Annotated in this window: 14 protein-coding genes and 1 pseudogene; 9 read left to right on the top strand and 6 right to left on the bottom strand. The window is 53.5% G+C overall.

Annotation, left to right across the window (positions count from 1 at the left end; all coding sequences use genetic code 11):
- Positions 1 to 205: 205 nt before the first annotated feature.
- The 6 genes and pseudogenes from FF011L_RS16175 to FF011L_RS16145 form a co-directional block, all read right to left on the bottom strand.
- Complete coding sequence (locus FF011L_RS16175) at positions 206 to 628, bottom strand: ACT domain-containing protein (RefSeq protein ID WP_246109448.1); 423 nt, start codon at positions 626 to 628, stop codon at positions 206 to 208.
- A 194-nt stretch (positions 629 to 822) separates the two neighbouring features.
- A complete protein-coding gene (locus tag FF011L_RS16170; RefSeq protein ID WP_145352663.1) occupies positions 823 to 2,223 on the bottom strand; it encodes an alkyl/aryl-sulfatase in 1,401 nt (466 codons plus the stop codon).
- Between the two features lie 4 nt (positions 2,224 to 2,227).
- On the bottom strand, positions 2,228 to 2,680 hold the full coding sequence (locus tag FF011L_RS16165; RefSeq protein ID WP_145352662.1) for a MarR family winged helix-turn-helix transcriptional regulator: 453 nt from the start codon (positions 2,678 to 2,680) through the stop codon (positions 2,228 to 2,230).
- Positions 2,670 to 3,131 carry a hypothetical protein gene (locus tag FF011L_RS16160; RefSeq protein ID WP_145352661.1) on the bottom strand — a complete coding sequence of 154 codons (462 nt, stop codon included), beginning with the start codon at positions 3,129 to 3,131 and terminating at the stop codon, positions 2,670 to 2,672. Before FF011L_RS16160 ends, FF011L_RS16165 begins: the two co-directional genes overlap by 11 nt.
- A 164-nt stretch (positions 3,132 to 3,295) precedes the next feature.
- Positions 3,296 to 3,566, bottom strand: a pseudogene (locus tag FF011L_RS16155) (CoA-binding protein); the annotation flags it as partial.
- Between the two features lie 285 nt (positions 3,567 to 3,851).
- Positions 3,852 to 5,249, bottom strand: coding sequence for an alpha/beta hydrolase family protein (locus FF011L_RS16145; RefSeq protein ID WP_145352660.1), 1,398 nt, complete (start codon positions 5,247 to 5,249; stop codon positions 3,852 to 3,854).
- A gap of 1,095 nt (positions 5,250 to 6,344) precedes the next feature.
- Between FF011L_RS16145 and FF011L_RS16140 the strand changes: the two genes are divergently transcribed.
- From FF011L_RS16140 to FF011L_RS16110, 9 genes are all read left to right on the top strand, one after another.
- A complete protein-coding gene (locus tag FF011L_RS16140; RefSeq protein ID WP_145352659.1) occupies positions 6,345 to 8,843 on the top strand; it encodes a DUF1592 domain-containing protein in 2,499 nt (832 codons plus the stop codon).
- 185 nt (positions 8,844 to 9,028) lie between these two features.
- Complete coding sequence (locus tag FF011L_RS27060) at positions 9,029 to 9,151, top strand: hypothetical protein (protein ID WP_261342539.1); 123 nt, start codon at positions 9,029 to 9,031, stop codon at positions 9,149 to 9,151.
- 6 nt (positions 9,152 to 9,157) lie between these two features.
- Positions 9,158 to 9,352, top strand: a complete 195-nt coding sequence (locus FF011L_RS26385; RefSeq protein WP_218932672.1) for a hypothetical protein — start codon at positions 9,158 to 9,160, stop codon at positions 9,350 to 9,352.
- Between the two features lie 35 nt (positions 9,353 to 9,387).
- Positions 9,388 to 9,510, top strand: coding sequence for a hypothetical protein (locus FF011L_RS27055; RefSeq protein ID WP_261342538.1), 123 nt, complete (start codon positions 9,388 to 9,390; stop codon positions 9,508 to 9,510).
- A 20-nt stretch (positions 9,511 to 9,530) separates the two neighbouring features.
- Positions 9,531 to 9,929, top strand: coding sequence for a four helix bundle protein (locus tag FF011L_RS16130; protein ID WP_246109447.1), 399 nt, complete (start codon positions 9,531 to 9,533; stop codon positions 9,927 to 9,929).
- A 1,185-nt stretch (positions 9,930 to 11,114) separates the two neighbouring features.
- Positions 11,115 to 12,467 (top strand): DUF1552 domain-containing protein, encoded by a 1,353-nt coding sequence (locus FF011L_RS16125; RefSeq protein ID WP_145352658.1) that lies wholly within the window; start codon positions 11,115 to 11,117, stop codon positions 12,465 to 12,467.
- 95 nt (positions 12,468 to 12,562) lie between these two features.
- A complete protein-coding gene (locus tag FF011L_RS16120; RefSeq protein ID WP_218932671.1) occupies positions 12,563 to 13,792 on the top strand; it encodes a hypothetical protein in 1,230 nt (409 codons plus the stop codon).
- A gap of 532 nt (positions 13,793 to 14,324) precedes the next feature.
- Complete coding sequence (locus FF011L_RS16115) at positions 14,325 to 14,729, top strand: leucine-rich repeat domain-containing protein (RefSeq protein WP_145352656.1); 405 nt, start codon at positions 14,325 to 14,327, stop codon at positions 14,727 to 14,729.
- A gap of 761 nt (positions 14,730 to 15,490) precedes the next feature.
- Positions 15,491 to 16,174, top strand: a complete 684-nt coding sequence (locus FF011L_RS16110; protein WP_145352655.1) for a DVUA0089 family protein — start codon at positions 15,491 to 15,493, stop codon at positions 16,172 to 16,174.
- The last annotated feature ends 422 nt before the right edge of the window (positions 16,175 to 16,596 follow it).

Genomic DNA, 16,596 nt, shown 5'->3' with positions numbered 1-16,596 from the left:
CGCCGCTTTTGTGGCTAATACAAACACGTGGTACAAGCCAGTGAGTCATTTACGTCAAAACCCACTCGCTTGCGCCATGTGCTTGTGTTGACGGCATTTCATGCCGAAACTGGCGATCTCCGCTGAGGAGCGAGCAATCATCACGAGAAGTAGAAAGTTTGCATCTTGTCAGCACCGACCATCATGACGACGTCTCGAACGCGAACTACGAGCGACGCGATTGCTCGACGACGTCGCTCAATACACGTATCGCATCTTCAGCTTTTTCAGACGGGACAAAAAGGTGATCATGGAAGTAGGCTGAGATTGCGTTGACGCTGATGCCATGTTCAGCGAGTTTTTCCGTTACGATCGCAAGGAAACCGATCGCGTCTAGGCTGGAGTGCACTTTGAGAGTGATCTTCCTGCAGGGAAACGTGAAGTCCAGATGGTTCGCTTCCGCTTCGTCCTTCGCAAGAATTAGCGTCAAACCTTCCTCTTCAAGAAATTGACCGATGGGAGAAAGGCAAAGTTCGGACACGACCGCAGGTTCCAGTGAGCAAAACACGTATTCGCCATCTTGCAGCTCGGGCCGCATGTTTTGAAGCAATGTCCGTAGATTCGCCTCGCCGTTCATTTGGTTTGCCATCGTATTTTCGCAGCGGTTGTAGCCGTAGTCATCAAATTCTTACGTGGAGGCGGGAGTCCGTTCCCCAAAAACACCGACGTGATTCCGTGTAGGCCTTCATGATCACGTCGATGTCTCGGGTGACGATGCGATTGGATCGTTGTTCAAATCAACGACGCAGAAAGTCGTAACGACTTTTGCATTCAACCCGATGGCTAAAACCATAGCTCGCTCAACTTGCCAGATTCGAGTTCGTTGGCGTAGCTGAGGTAGTAGTTCCGGTTCGGCGCGTTGTACTCTCGGGCAGCCAGTCCTCTGAGTGCCTCAATCTTGACTTTGCGAGCCCGTTTACTGTCGCCGTCGTCCAACCATTTCAAATGGTCCGACAACTCCAGTGCCCATTGGTAGTCTTGCTCCGCCAATGCAACATTCATTTGCTCGGTCAAGTTTTGAGTGCCACCGGCAAGTTCGGCAATCTTGCGCGCTTTCAATTTGGGTTCCATCGGACTCAGCGTCGTTGGGTTTCCGTCGTACCAGCCCAACAGACCTGAATAGATTGCTCGGACCGCATGCGGCACAGTGCCGTAGAACTCGATGAGATAGGGTTTGTCTTTTAGATGCTCAGGGAGTTTGACTTCGTGAGCGATTTGATCGGGACCTTTTCCTGCATTGATGCCTCGTACCGTTTGTTCGTACACACTGCGAATCGCTTCGCTGTAGTCGGTCAGTGCCTCCGTAGCCGCTTGCGATCCTTGAATGGGCATCGTATGGCCAGGGACGACAACGCGTGGTTTTAACGCAGCCATCTTGCCAACGCTTTCGGACCAATTCAGTACGTCACGATAGGCCGTGCCCCGAATCGCATACAGGTTTGGAAAGGAGCTGTAAAAATTGTCGCCCGCAAACAACACTTTTTCCTTGGGCAGCCAAATAAACATCGCATCGTCGGTTTCCCCCGGGCCGATGTGGAATTCGATGTCGACACCCGCGATCGTCGTTTTAAGTCCGCTGCTGGGAACGGTGACGGTCGGTGGAAGGAATCCTTTGCCGCGGTCGCTATCCTCTGTGCCCGCCGGCGCGACACCGCGATTCGTAATCTCTGACGGTGAGAGCTGCCGCCCGAACTGGCGAATGTTTCGTTTCTGCTTTACCGGATCGACTGCTTTATTGACGCCTTCGGCAGAGCCAAAACTTTCGGTGGCGTAGATCTCCGGTTTCTCATCGCCAACGAAGGCACTGCCGCCCCCGATATGATCGCCATGGCTGTGGGTGTAGATGATCGCCTTGACCGGCTTGTCACTGTATTGTCGAAAAGCTTCAGCCGCGTTGGCCGCACTGGTTGGACCGAAAAGAGTATCGACGATGATGACGCCGTCCGTGCCGACGATCATCGACGTGTTCGCTCCGTGAAACCCAACCGCGGTGAAAACATTGTCCGCAACTTTGACGACTCCCTTGTCGAACTGTTGCTGCTGAGCATTGAGCATTCGAAGTGCCGTTTCGGGATCGACCTGCGTTTGTCCGCTGGCAAGTCCGCCGGTCAGTGAAAGAATGCAAAGTAGACCGACTGCTTTCGAGCTTGTGCGGAAGCAAAGAGAGAAGAACATCTTGTGCATGTGACTATTCCTTTGAAAGGTGGTTGGTCAAGTTCTTCTGCATCTTTCGCAGAACGTTTTGCGTCGCTTCCAGTTCCGACTTCGAGATGCCTTTAAGCGTGGTTTTTCGCAAGTCGTCTAGCAGGGGAAGGACGGTTTGAAGTTTCTGCTCGCCGCGGCGAGTCAATCCGACCATCACAATCCGAGCGTCCTCTTCCGATACGCTTCGCTCGACAAACTTCTGTTCAACAAGTCGATCCAACTGCCGTTTCACCGTCGTTGGATCACGAATCATCAGCGAAGCCAACTCGTTCATGCTGAGCCGTTTACCGGCATCCAACAAGGTAATTAGTGTCTGTGTTTCTTCAGGCGAAAAAGGCCAGCCATTGCTCTTCAGCACCGCAGACATTCCCGAACGAATCAAATAGGCGACACGCCCGATTGCGAATCCGGGCGAGGATTCTGAGTCAAAGTGCATGTTCGTCTCCGGAAGCATCCTGAATCGCGGCGGTTGTCGGCCCGGCAAAGATCGGGCGATACCAATCAAAATAGCAGTAAATTAGTAGAACGCACGCTGCGAAATCGGGAATCCCGACAACAAGGTATTGATGAGCAAAGAAGGTCACGTACAGCAAGATATTGAATGCATAGGGAAGCGCCATCAGGATTGCAAGTGGCGTTGTCCTTGGGAAGAACATCAGCCCGCCAGCGACCGTTTTGAGAAAGCCAACCCAAAAAATCAGATAGCCAGTTTTCTCTAGTGCGAGCATGAACTGATCGAGTTCATTTGGCGGATCACCAACCGGATACCCGTTCACGCCAAAACCCATCGTCATGATCCCGGTGCCGACAAGGAACAGTGCGAACAGTAGCCGCACGACGAAGGCGAGACGTGGGAGTCGAACGCTGCGGTTTTCTAATGAAGGCATATCGCTCGGGTCATGCGAGTTGAGATTACACGTTTGTTCATCTGACTCGCAAAGTAAAGTCTCGCGAGCGAGATGGCTGTATGTTACAGGTACTGGTCCGCAAGTCAACGCTTTTGTCAAAAAAATATTGGCGCAACCTCACTCAATCCAGTATTTTGAATGGTCTAAGGCTTGTGAGCAGCGGACGGTTCGCCCGCCGATGCACTGGCCTGCTCGTCTTTGGAACCGGTTTGCATCCAGATGCTTTTAACGCCGTCTGCGATTGCATCGGCGATGATTTGGCGTGTGACCTCTGGTGGCGTGATGATCGAAAGTAATGGGAAGTTCCGCGATTTTCAGATAGGCCTTGTGCCCTTCAATTTCTTCGGCAATCGGGTTGAAGGGATAGGTGTCGCGGCCGGACGCAATCAGAGCGTTGAAGACTTTGTATCCGTACAAGCAGACGCGTCGGCGACCGCGAAGGTCCACTCCTCCACTCCTCCACTCCTCCACTCCTCCACTCCTCCACTCCTTCACTCCTTCACTCCTCCACTCCTCCACTCCTCCACTCCTCCACTCCTCCACTCCTCCACTCCTCCACTCCTCCACTCCTCCACTCCTCCACTCCTCCACTCCTCCACTCCTCCACTCCTCCACTCCTCCACTCCTCCACTCCTCCACTCCTCCACTCCTCCACTCCTCCACTCCTCCACTCCTCCACTCCTTCACTCCTTCACTCCTTCACTCCTTCACTCCTTCACTCCTCCACTCCTTCACTCCTCCACTCACAGCCTCGGGCGGCGCGGGCGGATAGACTTCCCCGGGATCAGGCAGTTGGAATTGGCGACTCAGCCATGGAACTGCTAGGTAACCTTTGAAATAGTGGTGGGCGGCATTCACGTTGGCGTGGTCCAACCATTCGGTCGCGTTCAGACCCTCTGGAATCGGCTTGCCATCACGTCGATCATTCGGATCACTGTATTGGGGATAGTAGTGAATTGAAACCTTTTCCGGTGCCCTGGCGATCTGATAAGCCTTGCGCACGAGGTTCAGTGAATGCGTCGGTCCGCCTTCGGTCACGATCAATGGACGCGGTGCTAAGGCGGCGACCAAATCAGGGTAATCGAACCACTCCCATAGCCCCGGAATACAGTGGCCCAGCCAGTTTGCCGTCGGCCTGATACCGCGTTGATTGGGCATGGTGCTGACTTTCGCCCGTTCGATCGTGGCGGCGAGATAATCATTCCAAACGATGCCTTGAATTTGCGGGTCGAGTGCGGACAGCACCAGCAGAGCCTCCGTGCCAAGTGAATGACCACTTACGGCAACACGTGAGTCATCGACGTACGGTCGCTCGCGCAGCCAGGTGAGGATCTGCTGCTTTTGAAACACGGAGAGAGCAATGTAACTGCGGCCCATGTCGATGAGATATCGCGAAAGTGTGCTGCGATCGTCCATCGTGCTGCCGCGATGCATTGCCAAGTCGGAGAGTTCGCCGTTTCCTGGATGGTCGACCGCTACCGCAACGAACCCAGCTCTGGCGAATTGCACGGCCTGCTGATTGCGTTGTGCGTGAAGCCAGCCGTCATGATTGCGGTCATCCGGTTCGAATGCCGCTACCAGCGGCGGCTCGCCAGCCAGATTCTCTTTGGTGCCTGAGGAACCCGGCAGACACATGATCGCGGGCGCCGGACTCTCAGGCGTGGCGTTGTCTGGGATCAGCACCAGAAACGGAACCACGCTGCCGTGCTCGGGATAGAGCTCCCATTTCTCCAGCACATAACCTTCGCGTTCCTGGGACCAAAGCTTACGCGGCGGAGGTTGAGGAACCGGTTCGGGGAAGTTCATCAATTCCCGCAGCTTGACGCGTACCTGGGACCGCCACTGTTCGAACTCCTCAGGGGTGAATTCCGGATTAAATGCCAGTTTCGGTTTGGCGTTACGGAGCAGATGCTGCTGGAATCCTCGCGTGCTCACGTGTCGACCGTCAGGCCGCTCGCTTTGAATGACGCGTTCATTTTCGGTGTTCAGCTTTTGCCCAAAGGCGGGCATGACCATCGCGAACATCCACACAGCGAAGGCGAAGGTTTTGGTTCCGGAGCATGCCATACGCCGCCATTGCAGTTGAATCTTTTTCATAATAACTCCAAGCCTCACGGGCTGTCGATTGAATCGAAAACGGAGAAAGATTGTCGCCTTTCGCTCCGCGTAACTAGCTTTAACGGAGCGTTCTTCCGCGGAGCGAAAGGCGACAATCACGAAACCGACAGCTCGGCCAGTCAGGTGAGTGACAACTTTGCTTCCAGTGCAGGTCCCAAGCTGTCCTCTTTAATCGCTTCATTAAACGGACCGCTTTCTGACGCGAAATCGTGAACACAAGTAATTGCCGGACACCCGTTCGCGGGCAAGGCTAAGCTTCCAATCGGCGAGTTTAACATGTTCGATGGTTGCCGGTATGGCAACCAGGATCTTCCGGGGAACTATGGTCGCAAAGCTGTTTACCATCGTAAACCCTTCTTCGATTTAGCCCTTACGGCGGTACCATTTCGTTAGGTTCGCTGGGGATCGGTTTTGAGGAGGCAGTGAGATGCGGCGCTGTTTGATCAAGAGGTATGATGCCGGAGTTTGGCGGGCGGCAACTTTGTGCGACTGGCACTGCTTCGACGGTCCGACCGGTCGAAAAAAAATAGCGGACCGAACGCCGTCGCTTTCACGCCAGCCTGATCGATGCGGATTCGCAATTTGTGATCAATGGTCGCGTGACTATCGACACCAACGTGTTGCCGTATTTCGTGCGACGGATGCTGGTAGACCTGTGGATCCTGACAAAACCAAGGTCTGGTCGATCAGCTGCGTATCGAACGAGATTTACAAACTTGTCTCGCGATCGACGCAGAATTCGACTGCTTGTAATCGGAGCTCGCGGCGTGCTGACGATTTGTTGCCTCCAACGCGTTGCTGGTCGGATTCTTCCGGCAGTTTCCAAGACGCCATCAAAAAGGTTGATTTAGGAGAAAGCATCAAGCGTTGCGAGCGTATAATGGACTTTTGGCCGACAGGGCAATGCGATGAAACAATCGACGAACTTTGTGTCGAAATTGCAGGCAACACGAATCGACTGGGAGGCGAGGCGATGACAGAACGTGTTTAATCTCCTGTCGTGCGACGGACTCCACCTTGTCTACTCACTACACTCCACCCACCACCGATAAGCGATTTGCTTTCTCATCAACCATGTTAGTTTTTCAATTCTTTGCTCGTTCAATCGTGCTTATGATCGCCAGCTTTTCCTTGGCTGGTGCTGTTCGTGGAGCTGACCCATTCGAGGCATTTCTTACGCAGCACTGTAATCGCTGTCATGGGCCGGAAGCGGATGAGGGCGAGGTACGTCTTGATCAGCTCTCTCGCGACTTCTCGTCAGGCGTTGATGCCCAGCACTGGGGGGAGGTCATTGAGCGGATCAACGCCGGACAGATGCCTCCCGAGGATGAGCCGCAGCCGACTCAGGATGAGATCGCAGCGTTCGTCTCGAAGCTCCATTCTCAGATTAAGGAAGGCAAGGCTGCGCGGATGGCCGCTCGCGCGCCGGTGGCTCATTATCGACTGAGCCGCAAGGAGTATCAGAACACGGTCTATGACCTACTGGGCGTGCGCTATGATCCGACTCAGCCAGGTGAGTTAAACGAAGACACTTTATGGCACGGTTACGAACGGATTGGTTCGGAACTTTCACTCTCCCCGTCGCATGTTGACCGCTATTATCACGCCGCGGAAGTCGTACTAGACCGCGCTTTCTCCGAAGCATCCGGCGAGGCTCGCAAGGTTCGCAAAACCGCGGCCGAGTTACGTTACGGAGGCGGAAAGCCTCAGCAAGAAGCGTTGGATCGCCTCGGCATCGAACGGCCGTTGCGGTACCTCCTGTTTCCCGGTCGAGTCCAGAACGCGTTATCGTCAAGGTGGTTTGGGAGAACCGGCCCCGAACATAGTGGGCTCTACAAAGTCCGCATCCAGGCCAGCGGAACTCGGCCCCCCGGCGGCCAACCGGCACACCTAAGCATCGGTAAGGTGACAGGCGCCAGCAGGGAAAACGTCAACGGGCTGATTGAATTTGACATCACTGCACCGGAGGACGCTCCAAAGGTCTATGAGTTCGAAACGCTCCTCGAGATGCCAACGAATTTAGAATTCTGCGTCGTGGCCACCGACATGGTCGATGAAAGAAAAGGCTCCGCTTTCCGCAACGTGCTCTCCAGCGGCGGTGGATACATTTTCACGCATAGCAGCGAACCTCTGCTGCTGAACCCCAACGCCCCACAAATGTTTGATGAAAAGGGGAACGGCCTTTTTTCGACGGTCATCCTCGATTGGATTGAGTGGGAAGGGCCGCTGGTAACGGACGCGGAGAAATCGCGGCGCAGTGGCGTGCTCCCTCCAGAAGACGCGACGCCCGAAGTGGTTGCGGAGCATCTGCAGCGTTTCGCCCAGCGAGCTTGGCGGCGTCCGGTGAATATGCAAGAGTTGCAAAACTATCTGCAATCCTACCAAGCCGAACGCGATGCGGGCGAAAGCCTGGCCGATGCCTATGAGGTCGCGTTGAAGGGAGTGCTGACGTCACGGCACTTTATCTACCTAGTTGAGGGCGATTTGGTAGCGCGCGAACGGCTGACGGATTGGGAACTCGCCTCGCGGTTGTCTTATTTCCTTTGGAGTTCGATGCCCGATGATGATCTTAATGCGGCCGCTGGCAGTGGTTTCCTATGTGCGCCAGGCCGCCAGTCGAGCGATTCCGAAACTCCAGAGACAGGATCCTTCGTCCTTGCGAAACAGGTCGATCGGATGCTGACGGACGTTCGAATCCATCGATTCATCGAAGACTTCTCGAGGCAATGGTTGCAATTGCACCGAGTCGGCATGTTCCCGCCCGATAAGAATCTCTTCCCCGGCTACGACGACTGGTTGGAAACAAGCATGCGGAACGAGCCGGTTGAATTCTTCCGTGAGATGTTCGCAAAGAATCTTCCGCTGGATGAGTTCATTCATTCGGACTGGACGATGACCAATGCTCGATTGGGTGACTTTTACGGCCTGCCGGAGTCGACTTCGGGTGGTTTTCAGCGAGTTTCGCTTAAGCCGGACGATCATCGCGGCGGTCTGCTGACAATGGGGGCAGTGCTCGGCTTGTCATCCGACGGCACCCGTCATCGCCCGGTTCACCGCGGTGCATGGCTGAGTGAATCCATTTTCAACAAAACGCCACCACCACCGCCGGCAAATGTGGAGCCGATCGAACCGGTTCCGCCTGAAGGGGATAAGATCACCATTCGGCAACGGTTGGCGGTTCACGCCCAGAACGCCAGTTGTGCAGCTTGCCATCGAAACATCGATCCGCTTGGCTTTGCGTTCGAACAATATGACGCGATAGGCCAGTGGCGCACGCACGAACGCGTCGAAGGTGGAAAAGGCAAAGATCCGCAAGTCGATGCATCGGGAGTTTTGCCCAATGGTCGCGAGTTCAGCGATTCCGATCAGTTTAAACAATTGCTGCTAGAAGATCGTGACGCGTTCCTGCAAGCGTTCATCGAGCACCTAAGTACCTACGCGCTACGCCGCGTACTGACCGTGGATGATTTAGAAGATACCCAAGCGATTTTCGACGAAGCGAAAGAGAATCAACACGGAGTCCGTGATATTGTGCGTGCGGTGGCGATGTCGGAGCTCTTGAGGAAGCGGTGAAATGAGGTGTGGTTGAATGATTAATATTTATTGGAGATTGGAAAATGCAGAATGGCTGTTTGGGGAGACTTTACGGAGAAGGTATGCGGAGCTGGTGGTTTGATTGTGGTGGCGATTTTGGAGCTTGGGGGAAGCGGCGAAGTGCGGTGGAGTGTGAATGATTAAGGAGTAATGGAAATTGGAAAATGCAGAATGGCTTTTGGGGTGACTTTACGGAGAAGGAACGCGGAGTTGTTGGTGGTTTGTTTTTGGTGGCGATTTTGGAGCTTTGGGGAAGCGGCGAAGTGAGGTGGAGTGGGAATGATTAATATTTAATGGAGATTGGAGAATGCAGAATGGCTGTTTTGGGTGACTTTACTGAGAAGGAATGCGGAGTTTGTGGTGGTTTGGTTGTGGTGGCGATTTTGGAGTTTTGGAGTTTTGGAGTTTTGGAGTTTTGGAGTTTTGGAGTTTTGGAGTTTTGGAGTTTTGGAGTTTTGGAGTTTTGGGGAAGCGGCGAAGTGAGGTGAAGTGGGAATGGTTAAGGAGTAATGGAAATTGGAGATTGCAGAATGGCTTTTTGGGAGACTTTACTGAGAAGGAATGCGGAGTTGTTGGTGGTTTGGTTTTGGTGGGGATTTTGGTGCTTTGGGGAAGCGACGAAGTGAAGTGGAGTGGGAATGATTAATATTTAATGGAGATTGGAAAATGCAAAATGAAGGGAGAGGTGTGGAGAGGAAGGGAGCGGATATTGAAGAACGATTGCTGGAGTTTGCTGTTCGAGTTGGGAAAGCAGTTGATGCGCTGCCAAGCACCCGGCTGGGAAGGCACATTGCCGGACAGATTGTTCGGTCGGGTACGTCTCCTGCTCCGAATTATGCAGAAGCATGTGCCGCGGAAAGCAAGAAGGATTTTATTCACAAACTGGCAATCGTCCTAAAAGAACTGCGAGAAAGCTCCGTTTGGATACGCTTAATTGTCAAGTCCGAGTTAATACCCGAACAACGTCTCGAACAGCTACGAGACGAGTGCGATCAACTCTGCAAGATCATCGCCAAGTCACTAGTCACAGCCAAATCCAACCATTCACAGCCCGACAAAAACTGACAGCCACAACTACAAGCATCCATTCTGCAATTTCCAATTTCCATTACTACTTAATCATTCTTTCCAAGCAACGCATCAACCCACCAGCACAACCAACTGAACCACGAAGCCCGAGTCGCAAAACCCCGCAAAAAGCAACAACCAAAACCACCCATTCTGCATTCTCCAATTTCCATTACTCCTTAATCATTCTCACCAAGCAACGCATCAACCCACCAGCACAACCAACTCCCAACGTCGAATCGCTTGAGTCGCCCAACCCAGCAAAAAGCAGCAACCAAAAGCACCCATTCAGCATTCTCCAATTTCCATTACTTCTTACTCATTTCCTCCCCAAGCAACGCAGCAGCCTCGCCGCAGAACAAACCGAACCACGAAGCCTGAATCGCCCAACCCCGCAAAAAGCAACAACCAAACCACCCATTCAGCATTCTCCAATTTCCATTACTACTTAATCATTCTTTCCAAGCAACGCAGCAGTCACCCCGCAGAACAAACCGAACCACGAAGCCTGAATCGCCCAACCCCGCAAAAAGCAGCAACCAAAACCACCCATTCTGCATTCTCCAATTTCCATTACTCCTTAATCATTCTTTCCAAGCAACGCAGCAGCCTGCCCGCAGAACAAACCGAACCACGAAGCCTGAATCGCCCAACCCCGCAAAAAGCAGCAACCAAAAGCACCCATTCTGCATTCTCCAATTTCCATTACTCCTTAATCATTCTTTCCAAGCAACGCAGCAGCCTGCCCGCAGAACAAACCGAACCACGAAGCCTGAATCGCCCAACCCCGCAAAAAGCCACATCCAAAACCACCCATTCTGCATTCTCCAATTTCCATTACTCCTTACTCATTTCCTCCCCAAGCAACGCATCAGCCTCCCCGCAGAACAAACCGAACCACGAAGCCTGAATCGCCCAACCCCGCAAAAAGCAGCAACCAAACCACCCATTCAGCATTCTCCAATTTCCATTACTCCTTACTCATTTCCTTTCCAAGCAACGCAGCTTCCTCCCCGCAGAACAAACCGAACCACGAAGCCCGAGTCACAAAACCCCGCAATAAGCCACAACCAAAAGCACCCATTCTGAATTCTCCAATTTCCATTACTACTTAATCATTTTCCTCCAGCAACGCAGCAGCCCACCAGCACAACCCAAAGCCACCAGCCCAAGAAAAACCTAATGACTTTCCTCTCCCAATCCTGGCTGATCAACCGTCGCCACGCTCTACGCGCACTAGGTACTTGCATTTCGCTGCCAATGCTGGAATGCATGATTCCGCTTCGTGCGTCAGAACCAGTATCCTCACCGCGGCGCAGTGCTTTCATCTATCTGGCCAACGGCGTCCATTCGCTGAATTACCAGATAACGACGCCGGGCAAGGGCTACGAATTCTCCAAATCACTAAAGCCTTTGGAGAAGTATCGCGGTGTCATCACCCCGATCAGCGGTCTGCATCACCCGGGAGGTCTCGGCCACCACCACAACTGCATTAAGATCTGGCTTACCGGCGGTAAGCTGGGGCCGACGGATCGCAATTCCATCTCGGTGGACCAGAAGATGGCCGAAATCACGGCCCAGCATACGCGTTACCCATCGATGGAAATTGCCATCAACCAGGAATCGCTTGCCTGGACGGCCGATGGAGTTGGGCTGCCTCCGCTGCGTCGCTGCAGTGAGATCTTTGCGTCGCTATTCGAGAAACCCAAAGGAGGCGTCGCAGCCCAGCGTCGAGCCTTACGTCGTAAAGCCAGCGTGCTGGACGACAACCTCGCCGAAGTGCGGCGACTGGAGCAGAAGATGGGGGCTGCTGACAAAGGACGTATGGAACAGTATATGACGTCGGTGCGTGAGGCGGAGATCCGCACGCGGCGAGCCGATGCGTGGCTGGACACTCCGCTGCCCGACATCTCGGAAAATGATCGTAAACGTACCGACCGCGACATCGCCGTCACCATGGCCGGAGACTATTTCCGCACGGTCTACGACCTGATGGTGCTCGCCTTTCAGACGGATGTGACTCGCGTGGCCACCTTCAGCATGGGGGGCGAAGGCCAGGCGATTGCCATTCCCGAAATCGGCATCACCGAGTCGCGTCATCAACTTAGCCACCATGGCGGTGATCCGGGCTACATGGAGAAACTGACCAACTACGACACCTTCGCCATCGAGCAGTTCGGCTATTTCCTCAGCCGGCTTGCCGAGACCAAGGACGTTAACGGCAAACCGTTACTCGACTCGACGATGTCGTTGTTCGGCAGCGGCATGTCTTACGGTCACAGCCACGGCAACGCCAATCTCCCTCTGGTGCTCGCCGGCGGTTCGGAACTCGGTCTGCGGCACGGCAGTCATCTCGATTTCAACCAAGGCCATTTCGACGGATATCAGCTAGACCGACCCGGAGAACACTATCGGCTCTGTAGTCGCCCTGCGAATCCGGACGCCCACATGAGTAACCTGTTGCTGATGATGGCTCAGCGGATGGGGGTCGAAGTCGACCAATTCGCTGACAGCAACCAGGTGATTGAAGTTTAAGAAGCTTTCAGCTTTAGCCGCTCAACTCTACCCGCTACCCGCTAACGACGCCCGCAAACATGAGACCAGCCGCAACGTTCTGTCTATCGCTCTTAATGTTGACCCCGACTTTGACGATCGCGAATGAACCGTTCCGTCCCAAAGCTGGGAAGTTTCCGCCATTGGAAAAGGCGCACGCCTATCGAGGCGAAATTGTGTTCGTGGACCATGCGAACCGCCGCGGTAGTCTCCGTGTGGAAGGGACCGGTAAATTTTACCGAAACGATCCGCAGCCTTTTGCAATGCTTCCTTACGGTGTCATCCGGTATCACGGTGCGCCGGCGGATCTTCGCGACATCCCGCTTGGTACCGTGATGCACGCCCAGGCTTTCCTACCGCCTGACCCGAAAATTTCCGCCGTGCCTGTATTGCCGGTCGATAGCAAGACGAAAGACGTAGGGCATTATCGAGGCATCGGCACCACGCCGGCGGAGAATCATGTGCTCCTGCTGGAAGACGAACCCAGCCACTGCCTGGACCAGGGAATGGTCTGGAAGCTTAAGGAAGTGGAGCTTGAGAACAATACGGGTAGGATCATCGCTAGCCGCCAGCCGAAGGTAGGCGGAGACGGCAACTTCAGCGATGAAGAGTTGACCTTCGACTCCGCCACCCGAATCTGGCGCGGACGCGAACGCATCACCGTTGCGGACATGATCGCCGAAGATGCATGGCCCGCGAGCGGCAAGAAAGACCTGGGCGGCCAAGCGGTTCTGCTTGGAATCACGTGGAAACCCGCAGCGGGAGATGGCCTGAGTGGCGCTTTCACACGCTTCCACATCTCGGACATCTGGTTGGATGATGCCTCCATCGGACACGCCGCCCAATTGCAGACCGAGACGCACAAAGTATTCATCCGCAGCCGCTGGATGCCAGCCTGGGTGGATGCGGTCGAATATGGAAAGTTCGGTCGCGCGACGGTCACCGCGACACTGTTCGGTGGAATGGATCCCTCCCTCTACGCCGATTTCCAAAAAGGTGTCGGGGCACAAATGAATGCAGCCGAGAACACCTTGAAACACACTTCCGGCCACTACGGCCCCTCGCACATGGCTTCCGCCGGCAAAATCCTTGACGTCACTCAGGCAACGGGAAAAATCCCGCTCGGCAGCAGCGGCATCCAAATTCAGTATGAGACCGACCTGATTATCGAAGGCATCCGCCCCACAAGAATCGTCCGCGTCCGCCCGCAAAGCTGGCCCAAGATGCAATTGCCTCGCGAGGAATACTTGTTCAACTTCGACCACGAAGACCGCTTTCCGACTCCGGCCATCTTTCCCAAGTACTAACCATCTTCCTTCGATCGGTTTTCCAGGGTTTTAGCAAATGCGTTTATAGGCAGATTCGGCGTTACCGTTAGTCCCCTTCCCTGTGTAAGTACAGCAAGACACCAAAGCGAATTTGGCGTCAAGCCGCTAGAGCGAATGGAAAAGGGAGTAACCGTTCCGATTAACGACGACTTAGCACGATTCGCCTGAGCAAGTAAGTCAACCAGCATCTATCCGTACTGCTGTGGCCCGAAGCGTCCGCAGCATCCTCTTCGGTTTCCCGGTACGTTATTATTAAACAAGAGACTTAGTGACAGGACGCCCCGGACCAGTCCCGATCCGCACATCATTTTCTTGCCCCCATTTTCTTGCCCAAAACTTCAACACAGCATCATGCCTTGAGCCGCCGGAGATTGGGAAAAGAATGAAGAGGGGACGCGTCATCGCCGGAGAAGCATGGGAGCCGCGGAATGCAATCCGTCAGAAGCCCACAGACGGAGCGTTCGCTTATCGACCAGCTAAACATTAACGGTTCAGGATGGAGAGAGGTTTAATGGATGCTGCTATGATCGCTTTGACGGACCGAGGAGTTCGCTTCTCGTTCCTCGGTGAACCTTTTCGCGGCCGCGAGAAAATTCCGAACGAGGACATCGTCGATATCGACTTCAACAAAATGGAGATTACCGACGCAGACGTCCAGCCGCTGCTTTCGCTGCCAAATCTCGATGGGATCAGCTTCTGGGAAACCGGCGTTACCGATCGAGCGATCGAGCTGATTGCACAGCTGCCAAACCTCACGCGACTTAACTTGTGCGGAACGCTGGTGACCGACGCATCGGTTCCCACTCTCATCGCAATGGCCCTCAACTACATCGATGTCGCCGACACGAAGCTCACTCCAGAGGGAATAAAAGCACTGCGTGAACGCCTGCCCAATGCAGAGATCCTCTCTTCGTAACCCGTTATCTGCTGCTGCCGGTCCCATCAAGTTCGAACCAACCGACCGTGCTACGGCACCAAAAATGGTTTGACATTTTAGATAAATTTGTATTCATTCCCTGAGCCACGAGATAGTTCCACTTGGGGTGTATCCTTTCTTTTGCTTTGATGGTGGAAAGAAAACGAGTGAATCATGACGGCAAGGAAAATTTGGATTTTCTTTAGACTAACGGAGACTTGGTGCTTGCGTCCCCCCATGTGGTGCTTTAGTTTTGTTGTATGGATGTTCGAGCCCCCCTGCTGGTTTGTGCGTTGATGCTTTGTCCGACGATGGCGAAGGCAGGGGTGATGCTCAATTCACAGGCAGGTCCGCATATCTCACAGGCAAGTGGGGCCGTGTCAGTTCCGGATGTACTTCCCCCAAGAGACCGGGAACATAAAGAGCACCTTCGATACACTCTACCCATCGGGGCACTTGCGGCACTCTCATTGTCCTCCACGGATGCTGAATTTGCGTCTCCCGCGTGGGATCGAGTGGCGACACTACTGCCCGTCGCAGAATTGCGATGGCGATTGTCAGTTCATGACATTCATCTGGCACAATCTCCTCACTCTTTATGTCCCTTGAGACCTTCATAGATACTCAACGATTCTATCCGTTGAAAATCATGACGCTGATTGCCGCGAATGCGATGCGTGGATTGCTGCGTGTTGCACTCGATCTAATTTAATCTACGACTCATCTAACCTTCGCGAAGAAGGTGCTTTTAGGGGACGAAAATGAAACGATTTATATTTGCGTTTGCGTGTTTGACGATGCTTGTAACTTCGGCGGAGCAGGTGCAAGCTGGCTTGATGAATTTCTCATTTACTGGAGTCTTTGGACAAGACGATGACGTGTTACTTTTTGATTTTAGTGTCGGTGCACCGTCCACCGTTACCCTTAAAACACTATCCTATGCGGGGGGAACAAATTCAGAGGGGAACATCATCTCGGCAGGCGGATTCGACCCCATACTTTCGCTATTCAACTCAAGTGGAAACCTTATCGGAACAAACGACGACGGTTCATTCCCTGACGTTGGGATCGACCCCGTTACTAGCTCAGACTATGACACTTTCTTGTCGATACCATTGGCGGTTGGCGATTATACTGTAGCCGTCTCACAATTTGACAATTTCTTCACTGGCGGACTCGGGGACCATATTTCGTTAGGTTTTCTTCATGAGGGCAATCCCAACTTTACGTTCGATGAAATGTATGGCTCCAACCCATTTTTTAATGACGTCAACGGAGATGCCCGCACTGCTGAATGGGCTTTCGACATTCTGAATGTCGATTCGGCGTCGGCGCCGGGAACAGTCCCGGAACCAACCTCTCTCGCTATATTAGGATTTGGTGCATTGGTATTCGTTGTCGGGCGTGACCGCCGAGTAAACCGAAATCAATCTGCGAAGAACTAAAGCGACTAATTTCTATTGCTCAACGGGTGTTTTCGTACGTCCGTTCTAGGTGGCTGCTGGGGCTACGAGCAACTTGCCGTTCGTGGTTCTCGGAAATTTTCCGCGAATGGCCTGGCGTTGTGAAGCTAGGTTCCTACATCCAGCGGCACTAGATTCCGATGTCCTTGCTAACACGACACTGTAGCGTACTGATCGGCTTTGAAGTGTTGATGTTTCGGCAAATGAGATCCTCTTTAAAGTTCCTCTGAAACTCTCGCGGTGCACTTCGCCGCTTTGATCCCATCTGCGATTACATGGAAAGTCAGCGTCGCAGATAGAGCAAGGTTGATTACGATTTGTGATCGCTTCTATCGAGGTAGCTTCAATCATTCTGCGTAGGAAGGCGAGGAGTTGCTAACCAGTGTTCCCAGCAGCAAACGAAA

Origin of the sequence: Roseimaritima multifibrata, assembly GCF_007741495.1 — a bacterium.
Classification (GTDB): domain Bacteria; phylum Planctomycetota; class Planctomycetia; order Pirellulales; family Pirellulaceae; genus Roseimaritima; species Roseimaritima multifibrata.
The sequence above is the reverse complement of the archived record's forward strand: the minus strand, read 5'-3'. Positions and strand labels throughout refer to the sequence as shown.

Coding starts and splice junctions, on each gene's coding strand:
- FF011L_RS16175 (WP_246109448.1), bottom strand. CDS start 628: ATGGCAAACCAAATGAACGGCGAGGCGAATCTACGGACATTGCTTCAA.
- FF011L_RS16170 (WP_145352663.1), bottom strand. CDS start 2,223: ATGCACAAGATGTTCTTCTCTCTTTGCTTCCGCACAAGCTCGAAAGCA.
- FF011L_RS16165 (WP_145352662.1), bottom strand. CDS start 2,680: ATGCACTTTGACTCAGAATCCTCGCCCGGATTCGCAATCGGGCGTGTC.
- FF011L_RS16160 (WP_145352661.1), bottom strand. CDS start 3,131: ATGCCTTCATTAGAAAACCGCAGCGTTCGACTCCCACGTCTCGCCTTC.
- FF011L_RS16145 (WP_145352660.1), bottom strand. CDS start 5,249: ATGAAAAAGATTCAACTGCAATGGCGGCGTATGGCATGCTCCGGAACC.
- FF011L_RS16140 (WP_145352659.1), top strand. CDS start 6,345: ATGTTAGTTTTTCAATTCTTTGCTCGTTCAATCGTGCTTATGATCGCC.
- FF011L_RS27060 (WP_261342539.1), top strand. CDS start 9,029: ATGCAGAATGGCTTTTGGGGTGACTTTACGGAGAAGGAACGCGGAGTT.
- FF011L_RS26385 (WP_218932672.1), top strand. CDS start 9,158: ATGGAGATTGGAGAATGCAGAATGGCTGTTTTGGGTGACTTTACTGAG.
- FF011L_RS16130 (WP_246109447.1), top strand. CDS start 9,531: ATGCAAAATGAAGGGAGAGGTGTGGAGAGGAAGGGAGCGGATATTGAA.
- FF011L_RS16125 (WP_145352658.1), top strand. CDS start 11,115: ATGACTTTCCTCTCCCAATCCTGGCTGATCAACCGTCGCCACGCTCTA.
- FF011L_RS16120 (WP_218932671.1), top strand. CDS start 12,563: ATGTTGACCCCGACTTTGACGATCGCGAATGAACCGTTCCGTCCCAAA.
- FF011L_RS16115 (WP_145352656.1), top strand. CDS start 14,325: ATGGATGCTGCTATGATCGCTTTGACGGACCGAGGAGTTCGCTTCTCG.
- FF011L_RS16110 (WP_145352655.1), top strand. CDS start 15,491: ATGAAACGATTTATATTTGCGTTTGCGTGTTTGACGATGCTTGTAACT.